A 20,152-nucleotide genomic window follows, 5' to 3' on the forward strand; every position below is an offset into this window, starting at 1 on the left:
AGCCAATATATAACACATACTCTTTTACAACTTTATGATCCTTATAATAGGAAAAACTCAAATATAAAACAAGTAAGGAGGACATAAATGACAAATAATAATTGTTTTGGTCATAACCACTGCGATAATCCGATTGTTTTCACTCCAGATTGTTGTAAAAATCCACAGTCAGTTCCTATTACTAGGGAACAATTAAGTCAATTAATTACTTTACTAAACTCATTAGTATCAGCTATTTCAGCATTTTTTGCAAATCCAAGTAATGCAAACAGATTGGTGTTACTCGATTTATTTAATCAATTTTTAATTTTCTTAAATTCCTTATTACCTTCTCCAGAAGTTAATTTTTTGAAACAATTAACTCAAAGTATTATAGTTTTATTACAATCTCCAGCACCTAATTTAGGACAATTGTCAACATTATTGCAACAATTTTATAGCGCCCTTGCACAATTCTTCTTCGCTTTAGATCTTATCCCTATATCCTGCAACTCAAATGTTGATCCTGCAACTTTACAACTTCTTTTTAATTTATTAATTCAATTAATCAATGCTACTCCAGGGGCGACAGGTCCAACAGGTCCAACAGGTCCAACAGGTCCAACAGGTCCAGCCGGAACCGGAGCAGGTCCAACGGGAGCAACAGGCCTAACAGGAGCAACAGGAGCAACAGGTCCAACGGGAGCAACAGGTCCAACAGGAGCAACAGGCCTAACAGGAGCAACAGGAGCAACAGGAGCAACAGGAGCAACAGGTCCAACGGGAGCAACAGGCCTAACAGGAGCAACAGGCCCAACAGGAGCAACAGGAGCAACAGGAGCAACAGGAGCAACAGGTCCAACAGGCCCAACAGGAGCAACAGGCTTAACAGGAGCAACAGGCTTAACAGGAGCAACAGGTGCAACTGGTGGCGGAGCTATTATTCCATTTGCTTCAGGTACAACACCATCTGCGTTAGTTAACGCGTTAATAGCTAATACAGGAACTCTTCTTGGATTTGGATTTAGTCAGCCTGGTGTAGCTTTAACTGGTGGAACAAGTATCACATTAGCATTAGGTGTAGGTGATTATGCATTTGTAGCACCACGCGCAGGGGTTATTACGTCATTAGCAGGTTTCTTTAGTGCAACAGCTGCATTAGCTCCAATATCACCTGTTCAAGTGCAAATACAAATATTAACTGCACCTGCAGCAAGCAATACGTTTACAGTACAAGGCGCACCTCTTTTATTAACACCAGCATTTGCCGCAATAGCGATTGGTTCTACAGCATCAGGAATCATTGCTGAAGCTATTCCAGTAGCGGCTGGAGATAAAATACTACTGTATGTTTCATTAACAGCAGCAAGTCCAATAGCTGCAGTTGCTGGATTTGTAAGTGCAGGTATTAATATCGTTTAATTTGTTACAATGTTTAGTAGGAAATTAAACAGGGGTTTGTATATAGTCCTTCCTAATAAATTTAGGAAGGACTATATTTTTTGAGGAAATAAGTAATAAATCAATTGAACAATTACTCTTTATTAAGTTCGTATAAAAAAGTATAATTTACCCTTTCTCATTTAAGGCATAAGTTATGTAACTTTAAAAATTTCCGATCAGCAAAAAAAGATGAATTCTTTTAAAAAAGAATTCATCCATAAAATAAACTATTTATTTTTATTACAGTTACATCCTTTTTTCTTTACATAGCCTTGCTCGGCTAAGTCTCTTTGCGATTGGGAATTGGAAGATTGAGAATTGGAAGATTGAGAGGATGCTGAAGAGCTACTATTTTTATTATAAGAGTAGTTTTTTCGATAGTTATAATTACTCATAGTACTATCACCTCCAATTTAATATATAAATATTATATGTATGTACACTATCAATTGTTACTATTATTAATAGGAAGAGAACATACAATAAAAAAATCTCCTCGGTATTTTCCTAGGAGATAAATGATGATTCTTTTAAAAATTTACAAATTAATAGCCCCAGTAAAGAGGAAAGTAATAAGAATCTTGGGGATACGGATTATGTTGTTGAGGGAGGGGCTGGGTTGGGTAATTTTTCATTCCACGGTTTTGATTGCAGTTTGCCGGAGGGCCAATAACAGTAGTTGATTGAATAGGAGAAACCGCTTGTTTCCATTGTTGTTCATTGAGGCAGTAAGTATGGGCCATCATATGAGCCGGAGTTAATCTTAAAATATCAGAACCGAAAATAACTTCTGGCGCTGGGGCATTGAAAATAGCTAATAAATGAGTATTATCAGCTGTAGCAATTTCATAATGCCACCACGCTTGTGGAATGTTGGCAACTTGCCCCGGTTTTATCGGTAAGTTTAATATTTGATTCGTAAATGGATTAAGTAAAGAAACAACAGCAGACCCTGAAATACAATAAACAAGTTCAGCTGCATTTTGATGAATATGTGGTTCTACAACATTTCCTGTACTTAAATAAATATCTAATAAAGAAGTATTTTCTAAAGTGTTTAATTGTTTAATACCAAGTACATTTATATAATTTTGGGCATCTTTCCGAAAAAAATTACTTTTATTTACATCATAAGTAAAATTGGTTGAGGGGGAGGTATAGTCGATGTTGGCAGTCAATTGTATTACCCGCCTTTCTATAGGTAAGTTAGGTTACAAAATTAGGATATGTGTCTAGTCTTTGTTTTGTGCTGTTGTCGGTAGCTTAATAAATTCACTTATTCCATAAAGAATATAGTATAAAGATTAAACTATATTCGTATTCCCATTCATACTTTGGATTGATGGAAAAAAGTAATGAAAATGTTAATTTAAAAGTACATCAATCATTTATAAGGAGTGAATGTTCATGTCATTTAGTGAAATGATTAGAAATGAGGTACTCAGCTGGGCGGGTGTTTCTGAAAAACCGCATCGATTTGGTGGTATTGAAATAAATTATGGTAAGAAAGAACTTGGCCATCTTCATGGTGATAAATTAGCTGATTTACCATTTCCGAAGTTAAAGCGAGATGAATTAGTGAAGCAAGGATTGGTAAAACCACATCACGTATTACCTGAATCAGGATGGATCAGTTATTATATAAAGAGTGAAGAGGATATTCCATTTGCAATTGAGTTATTTCGTATGCAATATGACCGAATTAAAAAGTAATGAAATAAAGTAGGGTAATAAAAATTTATTCTCATGTCACATCCCTCCTTAATAGTTCGTCTTGTATGTAGAACGATAAGGAGGGATTTTATTATGAAGAAATTTGATGTAGCAATTGTTGGCGGTGGGCTTGCTGGATTAACAGCATCTATATATTTAGCGAAAGCTGGAAAGAAAGTGATTGTATTAGAAAAATCCAGTCAATTCGGTGGACGAGGGATGACTATAAATAAAAATGGAATCTGCATGAATCTTGGTGCACATGCTTTATATAGAGGCGGGGCAGCGTTTATAACTTTTAATGAGCTCGGTTTGAATCTTCCAGGTGGAATACCATCTACAAAAGCACATGGAATATGGAAAGGGGATATATTCACCATCCCAACAGATTTTCGCTCAATTTTATCAACACCACTACTTTCGTGGTCTGCAAAAGTACAATTCTCACGTCTTATGATTCGTTTAGGAAATTTAGATGTAGGAGAAGTTCCGAAAATGAGTCTAACTACATGGGCAGAAAATGAAATAAAAGATCCAATGGTTCGTAATATATTTTATGCGCTATGCCGGACAACAACATATACGTTTGCTCCTACAATACAATTAGCATCATCTGTACTAAAGCAAATACAGCTTTCTATAAAAGAAGGAGTGCTTTATGTAGATGGTGGTTGGGAGACGATAATAACAAAATTAAGAGATTTAGCGAATGATGTCGGAGTGAAATTTTTGGCTAAAAAGCATGTTTTGGAAATAGAGCATTACGAAGATAAACAAAGAATACATTGTGTTGATGATGAGTTTTTTGAAGTAGGTACAGTCATCGTGACGACTCCGCCAAAAGAGGCTTGTAAAATAATAAAAGGTGCAGAAGGAACAAGTTTGCATAGATGGAATGAACAATCGGTACCGGTTACTGTTGCTGCATTAGATATTGGCTTGAGACAATTACCCAATCCTACACATCAATTTGTATTAGGATTAGATCAACCTATATTTTTCACAAATCAATCGAGAGCAGCTAAATTAAGTGAAGATGGATCAATTGCAGTGAGTCTAATTAAGTACCATAATCCTGTGCTAGAGATGAATCACATTCATGAAGATAAAGAACAGTTGGAAAGTACGATGGAGTTGTTACATCCAAATTGGAAAAGAGAAGTTGTTGCACAGCAATATTTACCGAAAATAACAGTAGTACATGATTTTCCTCATATTGACCGTGTTGAAAATCCGGGTCCTAATATACCTGAAATGCCAGGTGTTTATGTTGCAGGAGATTGGGCGGGGCATGATGAAATATTAGCTGATGCTGCGGTAGCAAGCGGGAAACGAGCAGCGTTACACATTTTAAAGCAATATGAAAGTGAGGCAGTTCATCATGGAAACGGAGCAGTTATATGAAGCGTATCAACCATTATTATTTTCGTTAGTATACAGAATCCTTGGGAGTGTTATGGATGCTGAGGATATCGTTCAGGATGTATTTATCTCGCTAAATAATATAGAAGATCCTCAATCTATAGAAAATATGAAAGCATATTTATGTAAGATGGCGACAAATCGTTCAATTGATAAATTACGATCGGCAGCGCATAAACGTAACGTGTATGTAGGGATGTGGTTACCAGAGCCACTTGTAGACGAGAGTGATGAGCTATCAAAGTCATTTATAATGAAAGAATCCCTTTCCACCGCATATTTATTACTTTTACAACAACTATCTGAGGTAGAAAGGATTGTTTTCATATTAAGAGAGGTTTTCAGTTATGAATACGAAGAAATAGCTTCAATTGTTGATAAGAGTAGTGTGAACTGTAGAAAAATCTTTCAACGTGCACGAAAAAGCATGTTGGAGAAACCGAAGCAATCAAAATTAAGCACGGAGAAAATGGCTTCTTATGTTGAAAAGTTTGTAGCATCATTACAGTGTGGGGATACGGAAGGTATGTTGGAAGTATTAAAAACAGATGCTATATTCAAAGCTGATGGTGGCGGTAAAGTTACAACTGCGATCAATCCGATTTATTCTGCAGATCGAATTATTCGCTTGTTCTTTGGGATTGCACAACGATTGGCAGAAGAGTACACTGTTGATTTTAAAATGGTAAATGGTATACCAGGAGTTATAGTTACAATAAATAATAAAGTAACGTATGTTCTTTCGTTTGCATTTGAGGATGAGAAGATTTCAAATATTTATATGATGGTTAATCCTGAAAAACTTATGCATTTAAATGTAAAAATATAAAAAAGCGCATTTCTTTAGAAATGCGTTTTTTTATTATTTTTCTAACATTTCAAGAGGTACATCTTTTTCGCCAGCTACCTCAAATTTAATTTCCCCGTCTTCTTCATAAATACGTGTAATAATCGGTATAGTAATCATTAATTTTTTATGCTGCTTTCGTTTTCGAGCAGCATCTAAGCTAATCACGTTCATTTGTAAGCATCCTTTCTTCTGGAAATATATAAACAAAGAAAATGCGTCCGAAAAGGGCGCTTAATTGAATTTGAAATACCGATTCATTTAAATGGGGTTTATATAATTTAATAACTGCAATTTTAATATGAAATAATATGAATGGAATAATTGCACGTAGAAATTAACTTTACCAAAAAACGAAACAATATGCTATAAAAAATTATAAATCTTTGTCATATAACAGGAAAAAGGTTTTTGTTTCGCATATAATAAAAAATAGACGGGCAGCAAGAGCTTTTTCATCATATTGCTTGGAAAGGCGATGAAAAGAATGGATACAGTAGATTCATTATTATTGCAACTTGAACAATATGGAGAAGAGCATGATCGAAATAAAAAAACAAGGGAAGAAAAACTACGGAATGTTTCTCGTGAGATGGGGCAATTTTTATCAATTTTAGTAAAAGGGTGTAATGCAAAAAATATCTTGGAAATTGGAACTTCTAATGGTTATTCTACATTGTGGTTAGCTAATGCGGTAGAAGAAACAAATGGAAATGTAACAACTGTAGAGCTTTCTTCAGAACGAGTTGGAGAGGCACTTGTCAATTTTGAAAAGGCAAACCTTTTACAAAGGATTGATGTTCACAATCAAGAAGCAGGGGCATTTTTAGATTCACAACTAGATGATTCATTTGATTTTATTTTCCTAGATTCAGAGCGTACGCAATACATGTGGTGGTTTGAGCATATAAAACGTATGTTACAACCAAAAGGTTTTCTTGTTGTTGATAATGCAACTTCTCATGCGAGTGAATTAGATGAGTTTATAAAAATGATTGAAGAAGATGATACGTTTGAAACGGTGTTATTAGCGTTTCAAAAGGGAGCATTTGTAGCTCGCAAAAATAAATAGAAGTGAGTGTAATAGAATTATCACATTGAAAACGGGTGAATGTCAAAAGATTGAGTGTAGCACGATTGAAAGAACGTAAATTATTTAGGAAATATATGAAGAATCCGCCTTCAGCATGTTGTTCTCTAGGTCTTAAGTCTGAGGAAAATTATGTTGATTACAGGTATACTTATAGTAAGAAACAGGGAATGACTGCATAAATAGGCATTTCTAAAAAAGTCGATTTCAAGCAGTCAGAATGTATATGAAATACGATATAATTGATGAAATATAGTGCATATAAATTCGCACATATATATAAAGGAGCGATTTTGTTGACTGAACTCGAGAAAAAAGAACCTGTATCCATTGTGAAAGATAATAATGTAGAAGTAGTAGTTGATACAGTTATAAAAGATGCAGAATTAGAGGAACTAAATAAAGAAGCTGATCTTTATGTACAAAAGTTAAATAGCGAGCAAAATACAGATTTATCAAAAGTATTGTCTCAGCTAGGAGATTTAGGGGATAAAGAGCAACAAGCAGCAGGACAAACGTTATCAGCTTTAAAACGCCCTGTAACAGCGATGATGAATGGGAAAAATGAAGAAATTCCAAATACATTGTTAGAATTAAGAAAAGTGGTATCAGAGCTTGATCCCAATTCACTTAAAGCAAGTGGTATGAAGAAAATTATGTTTAAAGTATTTAAGAAAAATCCACTTGAAACATACGTGCATAAATATCAATCTATAGATAAGCAAATTGAGGAAATTATTAGATCCCTTCTAATTGGTCGTGATAACTTACAAGAGGATACAGTTGGTCTTGAAATGTTAAAGGAACAATCGCACGATAAAATTCATGCTCTTGATAAACAAGTATACTTAGGGAAAAAGCTTGCTGGCATGCTTGAAGCTGAGAAACAAAACCCAGAGCGTCAAAGGGATATTCCGTTAATTAACGATGCATTAGAAAAGATACTTGTACGTACACGTAATATGCAGCAAGCGAAAAGTGTATTATTACAATCTATAGCTTCTGTAGACATCATTAAGAAAAATAATGAAAAATTAACAGAGGCAATACGTAATGCGATTACGATGACACAAAACGTTGTAACAGTTTCAGCTGCTATTCAGCTTGCATTAACGAATCAACGGAAAACAATTGATGCCGTAAATGCGACGAATGAAGCAATTGAATCGATGGTATTAAGTAATTCTCAAGCGTTAAAACAAAATACAGAAGAAACGACGAAATTGCTTGAAAACCCTGCTATTAGCATGGATAAATTACGTGAATCATTCCAAAATGTGTTCGCTGCAATTGAAGCATCTGAAAAATCGTCAGAACGTATTATTGAGTCAAGCAAGAAGTTCGTTATTGAACTAGACACATTTAATGATGAGATGAAGCAGAAACTCATTCAGCGTCCAAGGAAATAACGGATTATTAGAGGAGGTGAACAAATGAGTTTCATTCAAACAGTACTATTACTACTCGGTACATTGCTTTTAATAGCATTTACTGTCGTTGTTTTAGTCGTATACTTCGGGCGGAAACTGTATTTTTCATGGACGAAGCCATATAAAAGAGCGCAAGATTCTCTAGATAAGATATCAAACAAATCAATACCGTTTCTACAAGAATTTACACAACATCCACTGTTTTATCGCTGGATTCGCACCGAAGGAAAGAAAGAACAAAATACATTAAATACTCTATTTTGTGCATCAGGTCAACGTACGAGAGAGCAAGTCTTCTCGATGTTACCGAAAGAAAAGCAGAAAAAAGTGCATGTAATGGCAAAAACTACGAAAAAGCTTACGAATGAAGATATTGATGTGGCTGCGATGAAAGTGAAAGATTTCTTAAGACAAGAAACGCAGCAAACTGTAAAACCGACAGACTTATCATTTTACAAATTGTATTTTTATGACCGTTATCCAGACGCATTAAATACAATTCAAGCGTATAAACGCTCAATAAATCCTTCATTACAAAGAACGGTTGATGATATTACAATTTCAGTATTAAATGCACTTCCGTACTATCAAGAGCAACGCATGTTTGAACAACAACATAAACTTGAAACATTCTTAATGAAAGATTTAACGGCCATGTTATCGTTGGTAGTACAATTACCACCTTCACAAAGACCAGAGAAGGAAGAAGAACTGAAGATCTACTTGGAAAATTTCAAAAAAGAAATGGAAGTAGTAGAGCGAGATATTCGCGACTCGATTGATCACGATTTAAATGTGAAGATGAGAGCAGCGACTGAGAAGTTTAAGAATAAATAACAAAAAGCGCCTTAAAAGCTAAGTATCACAGCTTTAAGGCGCTTTTTTTATGAGGTTTTATTTTGCTCTAACGGTAGTATGACTAGAAGCCACACTTTCATTATGCAATCGATCAACTGCAGTTACGACATACGTATACGTTTCTCCAGAAATAGCGGTTTTATCTACATAAATTTCTCCAAGTTTTGTTTTTCTTACAGTAGTAAGTAAATTTTTTGGGTTTTGTATATCCACTTCATTTTTCCCATTCACGCGGTAAATAGCGTAATAAGCAGAATCATTATCTCTATTGTCAATGATACCGATTGCAATACCTTCATTTCTTGGAATGGCACCTTTTAAAGTCGGTTGTTTTGGTGGATCATGATCAATCCAAGGCATAGGCGGGATTAATGCAGGATGTTTATATATGTCTTTTGAGAGTCTATCTTTAACTCCAAGTGGATTGTTATTAATATCTTTTAAGCTAAAATGCATACTACCTTTTATTTCAGGATATAGCCGGTTTAATGCAATTTGTCTTGGATATTCTTCTGGATCAGACCAAGCAGGGACGGAGTTATTATTAATTTTATAGGCCGCTTGACCAATGTATAGGTGAATCGGTTTGTTATTTGTTTCTTTAACCCACCAATCTACTAATATGTCATATGCAGCTGGGGTGAAACCTATATTCCAATATATTTGCGGTGTAATGTAGTCAATATATCCTTTTTGTATCCACTCACGTGTGTCAGCATAAAGGTCATCATAGTTTCTTTGGCCTGCGGTTGTGTTAGAGCCAGTGGGATCGTCAGCTATATTTCTCCATACGCCGAACGGACTAATGCCAAACTTTACATATGATTTTTCTTGTTTTATAGCAGTATTTAAATCTTTTACAAGTTCATTTACATTGTTACGTCGCCAATCTTCTATATTTGTAAATCTACCGTTATTATATGTTTCGTACGTTTTCTGATCTGGAAATTCTTCACCGGCTACTTTATATGGATAAAAATAATCATCCATATGTAGCGCATCAATATCGTAATTTTGTACGATTTCTAAAGCACCTTCTGTTATAAATTTTTTCACTTCTGGAATACCGGGATTGTAATATAACTTTCCGCCATAAGGGACAACCCAATTGGGATGTTGCCTTGCAGGGTGATAGTTTGATAATCGATTTATATCGGTGTGATTCATCGTTATTCGGTATGGATTAATCCAAGCGTGGAATTCTATATTTCTTTTATGAGCTTCTTCAATCATAAATGCGAGCGGGTCATAACCAGGATCTTTTCCTTGTGTACCCGTAATGTATTCAGACCAAGGACCGTAATTTGAAGGATAGAAAGCATCAGCGGTTGGTTTAATTTGTACAACAACTGTATTCATACCAGTGCTTTTTACATTGTCTAATAACCTTATAAATTCTTGCTTCTGTTTTTCAATAGGTAAGCTAGTTTTTGAGGGCCAATCAATATTCAGAACTGATGCGATCCATACAGCACGTAATTCATGTTTTTTGTACGTAGTATTTACTTCAGCATAAGTAGAGTGAGGGGGAATGAAAGAGAAAGGGATGAACAAGATAACGATACAACATATCATTAATAAACGTTTAACGATCATTTATACGCCTCCCTATCATATGATTATTTAAAATAATATATGAGGCGAGGTTGACCTTGCAATAGAGAAAATTGCATATTGAAACATTAATTTAATAGGAAAAATATTTTTAATGAAATTTACTTTCATTATAACTAAATTCATTTACTACTTCATATGCTTGTTAGTAAAGTGAAACTTCCTTTCATTTGAAGGGTAATAAATTATAAGTATAGGAGGATTAATAAATGAAAGTTTTGTTCGTCTGTTCTGGAGGAATGTCCAGTGCAATTGTTGTAAACGCTTTAAAAAAAGAAGCGGAGAAAAATGGTGTGAACATGGAAGTGCATGCAATTGGAACGAATGAGGTAGAGGAAGAAGTAAAGAATGGCTGGGATGTCGTAATGGTGGCACCTCAAATAAGACACCGATTTGATTCTGTAAAAAAATTTGCAGAGGAGGAATCTATTCCGTGTGGCATCATTCCACCGCAAGCATACACGCCACTTGGAGGCCCGACTTTATTAAAAACTGTAAATGAATTAATCAGTTAGGGGGAAGCGTTATGAATAAGTTTGTCACGTTTCTTGATAAAAACTTATCTGGCCCGATGGCAAGGCTCTCTGAGCAGAGGCATCTACAAGCAATCCGTGATGGAGTTATTTCGGCGTTACCATTTATTATAGTAGGAAGCTTCTTTTTAATAGTAGCATTTCCACCACTGCCGAAAGATAGTTTCATATCGGTTTGGGCATTAAAGAATCAAACAAGTATATTGATACCATATCGTTTAACTATGTTTATTATGTCCTTATATATAGCATTTGGAATAGGATATAATTTAGCGAAAAGTTATAAATTAGATGCTTTATCAGGAGCACAGCTTGCAGTATGTTCACTGCTATTAACATTAACCCCCGAATTAATTGATAAAAAAGGATTTATGCTTCCAATGACAAATCTCGGAGGTCATGGATTATTCGTGACGATGATTGTTTCTATTTTATCCGTAGAGATTTCAAGATTTTGTAAGAAGAAAAATGTAATGATTAAAATGCCAGAACAAGTACCGCCATCTGTGTCGCGTTCATTTGAAGCACTTATACCTGCTGCATTCGTTATTATTATAATGAGTCTAGTAACTGTCGTTTTTAGCATTGATTTACACCATGTTGTTGATAAATTAGCAGCACCATTAGTAAAAGCTGGGGATAGTTACTTCGGTGTAATGATTCCAGTGTTTTTAATTACGTTTTTTTGGTCATTCGGAATCCATGGTGTGTCGGTTGTTGGAACTGTTGCTAGGCCGTTATGGGAAGTATACCTAGGGAAAAATGGTGAAGCTGTTGCTAGTGGAGCAGATCAGTTGCCATTTATTTCACCAGAGCCGTTATATCAATGGTTTATATGGATTGGCGGTTCTGGTGCGACGTTAGGGCTTGTATTAGCTATGATTATATTTGGTCGATCGAAATATTCGAAAGCATTATCAAGAACTTGTATTGTTCCAGGTATTTTTAATATTAATGAACCAGTCATATTCGGATTACCGATTGTACTAAATCCAATTTTAATTATCCCATTTATCATTACACCACTTGTAACAGCAACTGTTGCATATTCAGCAACTGCGATGGGATTTGTAACACCAACGCATATTATGCCGCCATGGACATTACCTGCTCCAATTGGTGCATATTTAGCAACAGGTGGAGATTGGCGTGCGATTGTATTAGTTTTTATAAATATAGCAATATCGTTCCTTATTTATTTACCATTCTTTAAAATGTACGACAAAAATATGCTTGAAATTGAAAAGAATGGTGACGGGGAATCTGTTAATCCTTAATCTGCACGCTGTTATTTTGAGTGATAGACTTTTTGTCTATCACTTCTTTCACATTAAAACTAGAAAGGGGGAAATAGAATGAATATAAAATTTAGTTATAAAGGCGTATTTTTATTATTATTTGGAGTGATTTGTGCAAATTTACTTTTTGTCCCTTTATTAGGCATGCTAAATCTATCACAAATGCATAGTATATGGCTCGTTACAAGTATTGCGGCAAGCGTTTTGCTTACGGTAGTTGTTTCTTTCATTGATGGATCGTTTGCATCAAAAGCTCAGTTGTTTTTTAGATTTATATTGTTTTCGATTGGTTGTACGTTCGTTACTTACATGATTGTTTTTTAGTAAATAGGAGGTCATGCACGTTATGTATATTGCAGGGGTAATGTCTGGTACTTCATTAGATGGAATAGATGTAGCGCTCGTTCATTTAGAAGGAAGTGGTGTAGATTCTAAAATCGAACTCATCCATTTTACTACTGTTCCATTTTGTAATGATATGAAAAATGAGATCCAACAAGCGTTATCAATTGAAAGTTCGAATGTCCAACTTATATGTAGTTTAAATTTTAAACTTGGTTTATGCTTCGCCAATGCTGTAAAGGAAGTTTGTAAAGAGGCCAATTTTCCTTTGAGACAATTAGATTTAATAGGCTCTCACGGACAAACGATTTATCATCAGCCAAAGCAAGAAGGGAATATTATTTCTTCAACATTGCAAATTGGGGAACCAGCAGTAATAGCATATGAAACGAACAAGACGGTTATCTCGAATTTCCGAACGATGGACATGGCGGCAGGGGGACAAGGTGCACCACTTGTACCATATTCAGAGATTATTTTATATCGGCATCAAACTAAAAATAGACTACTGCAAAATATTGGCGGGATTGGTAATGTTACAGTGGTTCCAAGTAAACGAAGTAATGAGAGTGTTATTGCTTTTGATACTGGACCAGGCAACATGGTAATCGATGAAGTATGTCAAAGATTATTTCATGTACCATATGATCAAAATGGTTGGATCGCAAGTCAAGGGGTAGTTGTAGATGAAATTTTAACATACTGTATGAACCATCCATTTTTGAACATGAAACCACCAAAATCAACAGGTAGAGAACAGTTTGGAGAAGCGTTTGTGACTGAATTATTGAATCGATTTAAAAAGCATAGTAAAGAAAATATATTGGCAACTGTCACGATGTTTACAGCATGTTCAATTGTTCATCATTATAAGGCGTTTATTTTGCCGTATTATGACATTGATGAGGTGATTTTAGGTGGTGGTGGAAGTTATAATAATACACTTGTTGAAATGTTACGGAATGGATTAAGAGAAGAGAAATGTAGCATATGTATACAAGAAGATATTGGTCATTCTTCAGCAGCGAAAGAAGCAATTGCATTTGCTATTTTAGCAAACGAAACGTATCATCGTAATCCGAGTAATGTGCCGAGCGCAACAGGTGCTAAGAATTCCATAATTTTAGGGAATATAACATTCCCTCCATACGCAGATGAAAATGAGGCGAACATATGAAGTATATGATTGGAGTAGATGGCGGGGGAACGAAGACCGAGGCAATTGCATTTGATAAAGACGGAAATGAACTTGTAAGAGCTACTAGTGGTTTTGGAAACATATTAATAGATTTTGAAGAAGCTCTTGTGCATATTATGGAAGCAATTAATCAATGCCAGAAGAGTTTAATAAATGGGCATTGTATTTGTGTTTGTTTAGGATTAGCTGGTATAAGCGGAGCGAATACAAATGAATTAACATTACGTTTAAAAAAGAAATACGAAACAAAAATTGAAATTTTTAATGATGCAATGATCGCACATGCAGCTGCTTTAAAAGGTAAGGATGGAATATTAACTATAGGTGGTACAGGTGCAATTTGTATAGGAAAAAAAGGAGAAGTATATCAGTATAGCGGTGGATGGGGACATATTTTAGGAGATGAGGGGAGCGGATATTGGATTGCATTACAAGCTTTAAAGAAAATGGCAATTCAGTTCGATCAAGGAATCAGTCTTTGTCCATTGAGTTTGAATATTCAAAGGCAGTTTCAACTTTTGACACCGTCTCATATAAAAAGCTTAATATATACTTCTTCTAAAGATAAAATTGCAGCAATCGCCCCATTAGTTATTCAGGAAGCGAGAGATGGCAATGATGATGCGCATGAAATTATGATGCAAGCTGGAAAGGAATTAGCAAGAATTACGGTAGATGTTTATAACAAGATGCAATTTAAGCGCTCAACTCCAATTGCAGTAAGTGGCAGTATATTGCGTTTAGTTCCTGAAATATTTGCTGTATTTAAGAAATGCTGTGAAGAAAGTATGAAAGAAATTACATTCGTATCACAAGCAGAAATGGCAGTGAAAGGAACATATTATTTAATGAGGGATATATATTTTTAAAAATAGCGCATGAGAATTTTTGTATGATTTGTAAAAATATGATGTTAAAATGTATAAAGGGATGTATGTTAAAAACGTACAATATACGTAGTAATTGAATATTGTATATGTATTCCTATTTAGAAAGTGAATGATTACATGATTAATAGTATGCAGTTTTTATATTTGGTGGCTTCTTATTTAATTGGAAACATATTGACCGCTTATATAGTAACAAAATTGAGACATAACGTTGATATTAGGGATGAAGGAAGCGGAAATCCTGGCGCAAGAAATATGGGGCGCGTATATGGAAAAGGGTATTTCATCGCTACATTTTTTGGGGATGCGATTAAAGGGGCAATCGTTGCTACTGTTGCAAAATATCTGTTTGAAGACCCTACATTCGTAATGTTAACATTATTGGCCGTTATTATTGGACATATTTACCCAGTTTTATTTAAAGGTAAGGGCGGTAAAGGTATTTCAACATTTATTGGAGGATTAATTGCATTTGATTATTTGATAGCGCTTACCCTCATAGGCATTTTTATTGTATTTTATTTAATATTCAAAGGATTTACGAAGCCAGGACTAATTACGATTGCTTGTTTACCAATTTGTATGATTCTTTATTCTTATTCTGTTGTTACGACTATTTTAAGTGGAATGATTATTGTACTTATTCTATATGTAAATCGAGAATAAAATAAATGTTTAATAAGTGGGGATAATCTCCACTTATCATTTTTTATTAAATAGATAAAGGAGATAAGGCATGGGGTTAATTTATAAAGTTGCTGATCGAGATTGGGAATTTGAAAGTATACATAAATTAAATTATAAAACTTTTGTAGAAGAGATTCCGCAACATGAAGAAACGAAAGACCGGTTTCGTATAGATCGGTTTCATGAAGAAAATACATATTTAATTTGTTTAGATGAGGATAGATTAGTAGGTATGGTCGCGGTGCGGGGAAAACGACCATTCTCGTTAGATTATAAAATTTCAAATTTAGATGTTTATTTGCAAGAGCATGGAGAAAAAGTGTATGAAATTCGTTTACTTTCAGTAGAACGTGAATATAGGAATGGAAGAGCGTTGTTAGGATTAATCCGTTTTCTACATCGTTATTTGCTTCTAAATGGATATGAATTAGCACTCATTTCTGCAACAACACGTGAACTAGCTTTATATGAGCAAATGGGATTCAAAGTTTTCCATACGTTAGTTGGTACAGAAGAAGCGGCCTTCCAGCCAATGTATGTTACCCCTGCTATGTTTGAAGAATCGAGCGTTGGGGGGATTATGACGAAAGAATATACGTTTTTACCTGGTCCAGTAGATATTGAAGAGAACGTTCGAAAGGCATTTTCTACGCGGCCTATTTCGCATCGCTCTAAGTCATTTCAAGTGATGATGGACAATGTGAAAAAACGGTTACTTTACATGACAAAAGCAAAACATGTACAGCTTATGTTAGGAACAGGGACGTTAGCAAATGATGCGATCGCTTTACAGTTACGTTCTTTAAAAGGGAAAGGACTAGTATTAACAAATGGGGAATTTGGTAATAGATTAGTTGGACATGCAAAACGAGCACAGTTACATTTTGATACTTATAAAAAGGAAATGGGAGATCCATTTATTTATACCGAATTAGAAGAAATCATGACAACTGGAAATTATGAATGGCTTTGGTTTGTTCATCATGAAACATCTACTGGAATTTTAAACGATTTAAACGAGCTAAACACTCTTTGTAACGAGAATCAAATAAAACTATGTGTAGATTGCATAAGCTCAATTGGAGCAATACCATTAGACTTAAAGGATGTGTATTTTGCAAGTGGTGTTAGCGGTAAAGCGATTAAATCATATACAGGAATTTCTTTCGTTTTTCATAACCACATTGTAAAAATAAACGAGGCTGTGCCGGCCTATATGGACATTGGTATGTATGAAGAAAATGAAAGCATTCCATACTCACAATCATGGAATTTAATTTATGCATTGCAAGAAGCGTTGAAGAGATTTGAAGATGAAAAGGTATTTGTAAAAATTAAAGAGACATACGAGTATATTGAAGAAGTTATTACTGATATGGGGTTAAAGCTTGTTTCACCTAAAGAACATGCCGCGAAAATTATATTTACAATTCAATTAAGCGAAGGTCAGTCTTCTAAAACGGTAGGTGATGCGTTAGCTTTACAAGGATATATTGTCCATTATGAATCAGCGTATTTACAAAAGAATAACTGGATCCAAATTGCATGCCTGAATCATTATAAAGAACGTGATATGAAGAGGATGTTAAATTGTTTGCAAATGTGTTTATTTCAGAGTGGGGTACATATATAAAGACTTTTTCTTTTCGTATAAAGGAGCTACGACTTACGAAAACTTAGGAATAGAACATTGGAAGAGGTGTAAGTATGATAACTAGAAAACTACCATTACATATAGACGATATTAAAAAAGCTCACAAGATTCTAGATAGAAATGCTCGTAAAACGCCATTAGTAAAATCTTTTTACTTGACTAGTAAAACGGGCGGAGAAATTCATTTGAAATTAGAAAATATGCAATTAACGGGTTCTTTTAAATTTCGTGGCGCATTTAATAAAATGTCGCGGCTCACGGATCAAGAAAAAGAAAAAGGTGTAATTGCATGTTCAGCAGGTAATCATGCACAAGGAGTTGCATTATCTGCTCATTTACTCGGTATTAAGAGTAAAATTGTTATGCCAATTTCTGCACCGCAGGCGAAAGTTGAAGCAACTAGAGGATATGGATCTGAAGTGATTTTACATGGTGAAACCTTTGATGATGCAAAGGCAAAATGTGAAGAAATTATAAGGGAAACAGGTGAGACATACTTACATCCATATGATGATGTAGAGGTAATGGCTGGTCAAGGTACAATTGGATTAGATATTCTTGATGATATGTGGGATGTAGATACTGTTATTGTACCAATAGGTGGAGGCGGAATTATTTCTGGTATTTCTGTAGCATTAAAATCTTTTAATCCATCGATTAATATAATTGGTGTCCAAGCAGATAATGTTCATGGAATGAAGGCATCTTACGATAAAGGAGCAATCGTAGAACATTATGAGGCACCTACTATTGCAGATGGTTGCGCAGTTAAAATACCAGGGGAATTAACATTTGAAATTGTGAAAGAATTAGTAGATGATATTGTAACTGTATCAGAAAAAGAACTGGAAGTAGCGATGAAAGATTTATTACAACGTGGGAAAGCTGTTGTAGAAGGTGCAGGTGCATTAGCAACTGCTGCACTTCTTGCAGGAACAGTTGATAGTTATATAAAAGGGAAAAAAGTAGTAGCTGTTATATCCGGTGGGAACGTGGACTTACAGCGCATATCAAGTGTATGTGAGCACTTTTTTGTCGCCAATGAAGTGAAATAGTTTTATAAAAGAAGAGCTAAGAGAAATGATCTTAGCTCTTACTTTTTGTCTACCGTTTACTGTAAGTATCAATAATTTTGCTGTTTAATGAATTGTTTTATTTAAGCGCCAATTTTTACACATATCTTGAACGTTACAATAATTATTTCAATATTGTCGAAACATAAGCAGAAATTTAATATAATAGTTTTAATGTGCTAATGAGCGGTGAGGAGGGCAGGTCATGAATAAAGAAGAACAGGTCATGAACGGTTTCAGGGAATTATATAATAAGCTGGTTTGGCTTAATAAAGATAAGATGGAAGAAGGTCTTAAAGGTTTTAAGTCTTCTGAAGTTCACTGCATTGAATATATTGAAAACAATGCAGATTCTAACGTGACACAACTCGCAGAGGCTTTTTATGTGACTCGCGGTGCTATAAGTAGAATGACTAAGAAGCTCATACAAAAAGGCCTTATTGAAAGCTACCAAAAGTCAGAAAATAAGAAAGAAATTTATTTTAGGCTTACGGAAGAAGGGAAAGAAATTTATAAAATCCATGAAGATCTGCATAAAGAGTTTCAAGAGCGGGATAAAGCTGTATTTGAGCAAGTAACTGAAGAAGAATTCGACAGTATAATTAGTTTCGTGGAAAAGTATAGTAGACATTTGGATGCAGAAATAAAGAAACAAGGTGTACATATTAAATCGTAATACATTTTAATAATGAAATGGCAGCCTTACTTTAATGAGAATAGGCTGCTTTTTTATCGTGTTTTTGTTGACTAATCAACAAAACGGAGTTATCATTTTGTTGACGAAGCAACAAAATGTTTTAAGGAGAGAAGTTAAATGTCTATATTTAGATCACAAAATGAAAGGAAAACTGAAAAAAACATAGATAAACATGCTTTACTATTCGGACTTATTTCTGTATTTCTTTGTGGTATAGGTTTCAGTATCATCATGCCTGTAGTGCCATTCTTAGTACAGCCATATATAAGTAATCCGGAAGAACAAGCATTAGTTGTTACACTACTAACTTCCGTATATGCGGCTTGCGTGTTTTTAGCTGCCCCAGTACTCGGGGCTTTAAGCGATAAGTATGGCCGTCGTCCATTACTTTTAATATGCTTATTTGGTTCTGCAATTGGGTACTTAGTTTTTGGAATAGGAGGAGCTTTATGGGTACTATTTGCTGGACGCATAATAGAAGGAATAACAGGCGGGAGCATAAGTACTATCTTCGCATATTTTGCAGACATCATTCCAAAAGAACAGAGAACGAAATATTTTGGATGGGTGAGTGCAGTTGTAGGTGCGGGAACTATCATTGGCCCAACCATTGGGGGGATACTTGCCAAGTTTGGTGATACTGTACCTATATATTTTGGTGCAATCATAACGTTAATAAATGTTGTATATGGGATCAAATATATGCCTGAGAGCCTTGAAAAAAATAATAGGTTGAAAGAGATTACTTTTGTAAGGTTAAATCCTTTTGTACAGCTAGCAAACATACTTTCCATGAAAAATTTAAAGTGGTTACTTGTCTCAGCGTTTTTACTTTGGATATCTAACGGATCTTTACAAGCAATTTTCACGCAATTTACAATGGATACTTTCAGTTGGAAACCTGCATTAATCGGACTTATGTTTTCAATTTTGGGCTTTCAAGACATTGTTTCACAAAGTTTTATCATGCCAAAGCTTTTGATCAAGCTTAGTGATAAACAAATAGCAATTCTTGGGATGGTTTCGGAGATTATAGGATACTGTTTTATTGCGGCATCAGCTTTGTTTTCACTCTATCCACTACTTATCGTTGGGATGCTGATGTATGGTTTTGGGGATTCAATTTTCGGACCTTCATTCAACGGGATGCTTTCAAAGTCTGTTAGTTCTAGTGAACAAGGAAGGATTCAAGGTGGAAGCCAATCTATTCAAGCTTTAGCAAGAATGATTGGTCCTATTATTGGAGGGCAAATCTATGTATTGCTTGGTCATGCTGCACCTGCTTTTATGGGTGTGATCCTTATAGTCGCGGCAATAGCAGTTTTGTATAAGGGGACACATGCAACTGTATAACAGATAGAAATAAGAACAAATAAAAGGGTGC

The 20,152-nt window shown here is 34.9% G+C and carries 20 protein-coding genes; 17 read left to right on the forward strand and 3 right to left on the reverse strand.

The annotated features are described in order from the left end of the window. Positions 1-87 precede the first annotated feature (87 nt). Positions 88-1,401, forward strand: coding sequence for an exosporium protein ExsJ (gene exsJ / locus QCI81_RS25795; protein WP_353810917.1), 1,314 nt, complete (start codon positions 88-90; stop codon positions 1,399-1,401). Positions 1,402-1,967: 566 nt separating this feature from the next. Here exsJ and QCI81_RS25800 read toward each other — a convergent pair. Next, complete coding sequence (locus QCI81_RS25800) at positions 1,968-2,600, reverse strand: cupin domain-containing protein (RefSeq protein ID WP_000126322.1); 633 nt, start codon at positions 2,598-2,600, stop codon at positions 1,968-1,970. A gap of 229 nt (positions 2,601-2,829) precedes the next feature. Here QCI81_RS25800 and QCI81_RS25805 point away from each other — a divergent pair, with 229 nt between their 5' ends. The 3 genes from QCI81_RS25805 to QCI81_RS25815 all read left to right on the forward strand — a co-directional run bounded on the left by QCI81_RS25805 (position 2,830) and on the right by QCI81_RS25815 (position 5,386). Further along, on the forward strand, positions 2,830-3,135 hold the full coding sequence (locus QCI81_RS25805; protein ID WP_000010317.1) for a luciferase domain-containing protein: 306 nt from the start codon (positions 2,830-2,832) through the stop codon (positions 3,133-3,135). 93 nt (positions 3,136-3,228) lie between these two features. Continuing rightward, on the forward strand, positions 3,229-4,539 hold the full coding sequence (locus QCI81_RS25810; RefSeq protein WP_071729922.1) for a phytoene desaturase family protein: 1,311 nt from the start codon (positions 3,229-3,231) through the stop codon (positions 4,537-4,539). After that, complete coding sequence (locus QCI81_RS25815) at positions 4,517-5,386, forward strand: sigma-70 family RNA polymerase sigma factor (RefSeq protein WP_071729924.1); 870 nt, start codon at positions 4,517-4,519, stop codon at positions 5,384-5,386. Before QCI81_RS25810 ends, QCI81_RS25815 begins: the two co-directional genes overlap by 23 nt. A gap of 33 nt (positions 5,387-5,419) precedes the next feature. Here the strand turns inward: QCI81_RS25815 and QCI81_RS25820 are convergent, their stop codons facing one another. Then, positions 5,420-5,578, reverse strand: a complete 159-nt coding sequence (locus QCI81_RS25820) for a hypothetical protein (RefSeq protein WP_001100984.1) — start codon at positions 5,576-5,578, stop codon at positions 5,420-5,422. Between the two features lie 304 nt (positions 5,579-5,882). On the opposite strand from QCI81_RS25820, the gene QCI81_RS25825 reads away from it, so the two are divergent. The 3 genes from QCI81_RS25825 to QCI81_RS25835 all read left to right on the forward strand — a co-directional run bounded on the left by QCI81_RS25825 (position 5,883) and on the right by QCI81_RS25835 (position 8,761). After that, positions 5,883-6,476, forward strand: coding sequence for an O-methyltransferase (locus tag QCI81_RS25825; protein WP_071729976.1), 594 nt, complete (start codon positions 5,883-5,885; stop codon positions 6,474-6,476). A gap of 314 nt (positions 6,477-6,790) precedes the next feature. After that, positions 6,791-7,903, forward strand: coding sequence for a toxic anion resistance protein (locus tag QCI81_RS25830; protein ID WP_000137396.1), 1,113 nt, complete (start codon positions 6,791-6,793; stop codon positions 7,901-7,903). Positions 7,904-7,927: 24 nt separating this feature from the next. After that, positions 7,928-8,761: a DUF3974 domain-containing protein gene (locus tag QCI81_RS25835; RefSeq protein ID WP_000008372.1), complete on the forward strand. Its 834-nt coding sequence runs from the start codon at positions 7,928-7,930 to the stop codon at positions 8,759-8,761. A 57-nt stretch (positions 8,762-8,818) separates the two neighbouring features. On the opposite strand, the gene QCI81_RS25840 is transcribed toward QCI81_RS25835, so the two are convergent. Next, the gene (locus QCI81_RS25840; protein ID WP_071729926.1) at positions 8,819-10,378 is read right to left on the reverse strand and encodes a glycoside hydrolase family 10-like protein; all 1,560 of its coding nucleotides are present in this window, start codon (positions 10,376-10,378) and stop codon (positions 8,819-8,821) included. 227 nt (positions 10,379-10,605) lie between these two features. On the opposite strand from QCI81_RS25840, the gene QCI81_RS25845 reads away from it, so the two are divergent. The 10 genes from QCI81_RS25845 to QCI81_RS25890 all read left to right on the forward strand — a co-directional run bounded on the left by QCI81_RS25845 (position 10,606) and on the right by QCI81_RS25890 (position 20,121). Then, positions 10,606-10,911: a PTS sugar transporter subunit IIB gene (locus tag QCI81_RS25845; RefSeq protein ID WP_000865907.1), complete on the forward strand. Its 306-nt coding sequence runs from the start codon at positions 10,606-10,608 to the stop codon at positions 10,909-10,911. A gap of 11 nt (positions 10,912-10,922) precedes the next feature. Next, the gene (locus QCI81_RS25850) at positions 10,923-12,206 is read left to right on the forward strand and encodes a PTS sugar transporter subunit IIC (RefSeq protein ID WP_071729928.1); all 1,284 of its coding nucleotides are present in this window, start codon (positions 10,923-10,925) and stop codon (positions 12,204-12,206) included. A gap of 78 nt (positions 12,207-12,284) precedes the next feature. After that, positions 12,285-12,551 (forward strand): hypothetical protein, encoded by a 267-nt coding sequence (locus tag QCI81_RS25855; RefSeq protein WP_001021963.1) that lies wholly within the window; start codon positions 12,285-12,287, stop codon positions 12,549-12,551. Between the two features lie 22 nt (positions 12,552-12,573). Further along, positions 12,574-13,746: an anhydro-N-acetylmuramic acid kinase AnmK gene (gene anmK / locus QCI81_RS25860; RefSeq protein WP_071729929.1), complete on the forward strand. Its 1,173-nt coding sequence runs from the start codon at positions 12,574-12,576 to the stop codon at positions 13,744-13,746. Next, positions 13,743-14,636 carry a BadF/BadG/BcrA/BcrD ATPase family protein gene (locus QCI81_RS25865; protein ID WP_071729932.1) on the forward strand — a complete coding sequence of 298 codons (894 nt, stop codon included), beginning with the start codon at positions 13,743-13,745 and terminating at the stop codon, positions 14,634-14,636. The genes anmK and QCI81_RS25865 overlap by 4 nt, the downstream gene beginning before the upstream one ends. Positions 14,637-14,774: 138 nt before the next feature. Next, a complete protein-coding gene (gene plsY / locus QCI81_RS25870) occupies positions 14,775-15,323 on the forward strand; it encodes a glycerol-3-phosphate 1-O-acyltransferase PlsY (protein ID WP_071729933.1) in 549 nt (182 codons plus the stop codon). A 70-nt stretch (positions 15,324-15,393) separates the two neighbouring features. Continuing rightward, on the forward strand, positions 15,394-16,977 hold the full coding sequence (locus QCI81_RS25875; protein ID WP_353810918.1) for an aminotransferase class V-fold PLP-dependent enzyme: 1,584 nt from the start codon (positions 15,394-15,396) through the stop codon (positions 16,975-16,977). Positions 16,978-17,051: 74 nt separating this feature from the next. Beyond that, positions 17,052-18,053, forward strand: coding sequence for a bifunctional threonine ammonia-lyase/L-serine ammonia-lyase TdcB (tdcB, locus tag QCI81_RS25880; RefSeq protein ID WP_000632954.1), 1,002 nt, complete (start codon positions 17,052-17,054; stop codon positions 18,051-18,053). 223 nt (positions 18,054-18,276) lie between these two features. Further along, positions 18,277-18,747, forward strand: a complete 471-nt coding sequence (locus QCI81_RS25885) for a MarR family transcriptional regulator (RefSeq protein ID WP_001030898.1) — start codon at positions 18,277-18,279, stop codon at positions 18,745-18,747. Positions 18,748-18,885: 138 nt separating this feature from the next. Next, complete coding sequence (locus QCI81_RS25890; protein ID WP_071729937.1) at positions 18,886-20,121, forward strand: MFS transporter; 1,236 nt, start codon at positions 18,886-18,888, stop codon at positions 20,119-20,121. The last annotated feature ends 31 nt before the right edge of the window (positions 20,122-20,152 follow it).

Origin of the sequence: Bacillus cereus group sp. MG20, from assembly GCF_040459885.1 — a bacterium.
Taxonomy (GTDB): domain Bacteria; phylum Bacillota; class Bacilli; order Bacillales; family Bacillaceae_G; genus Bacillus_A; species Bacillus_A cereus.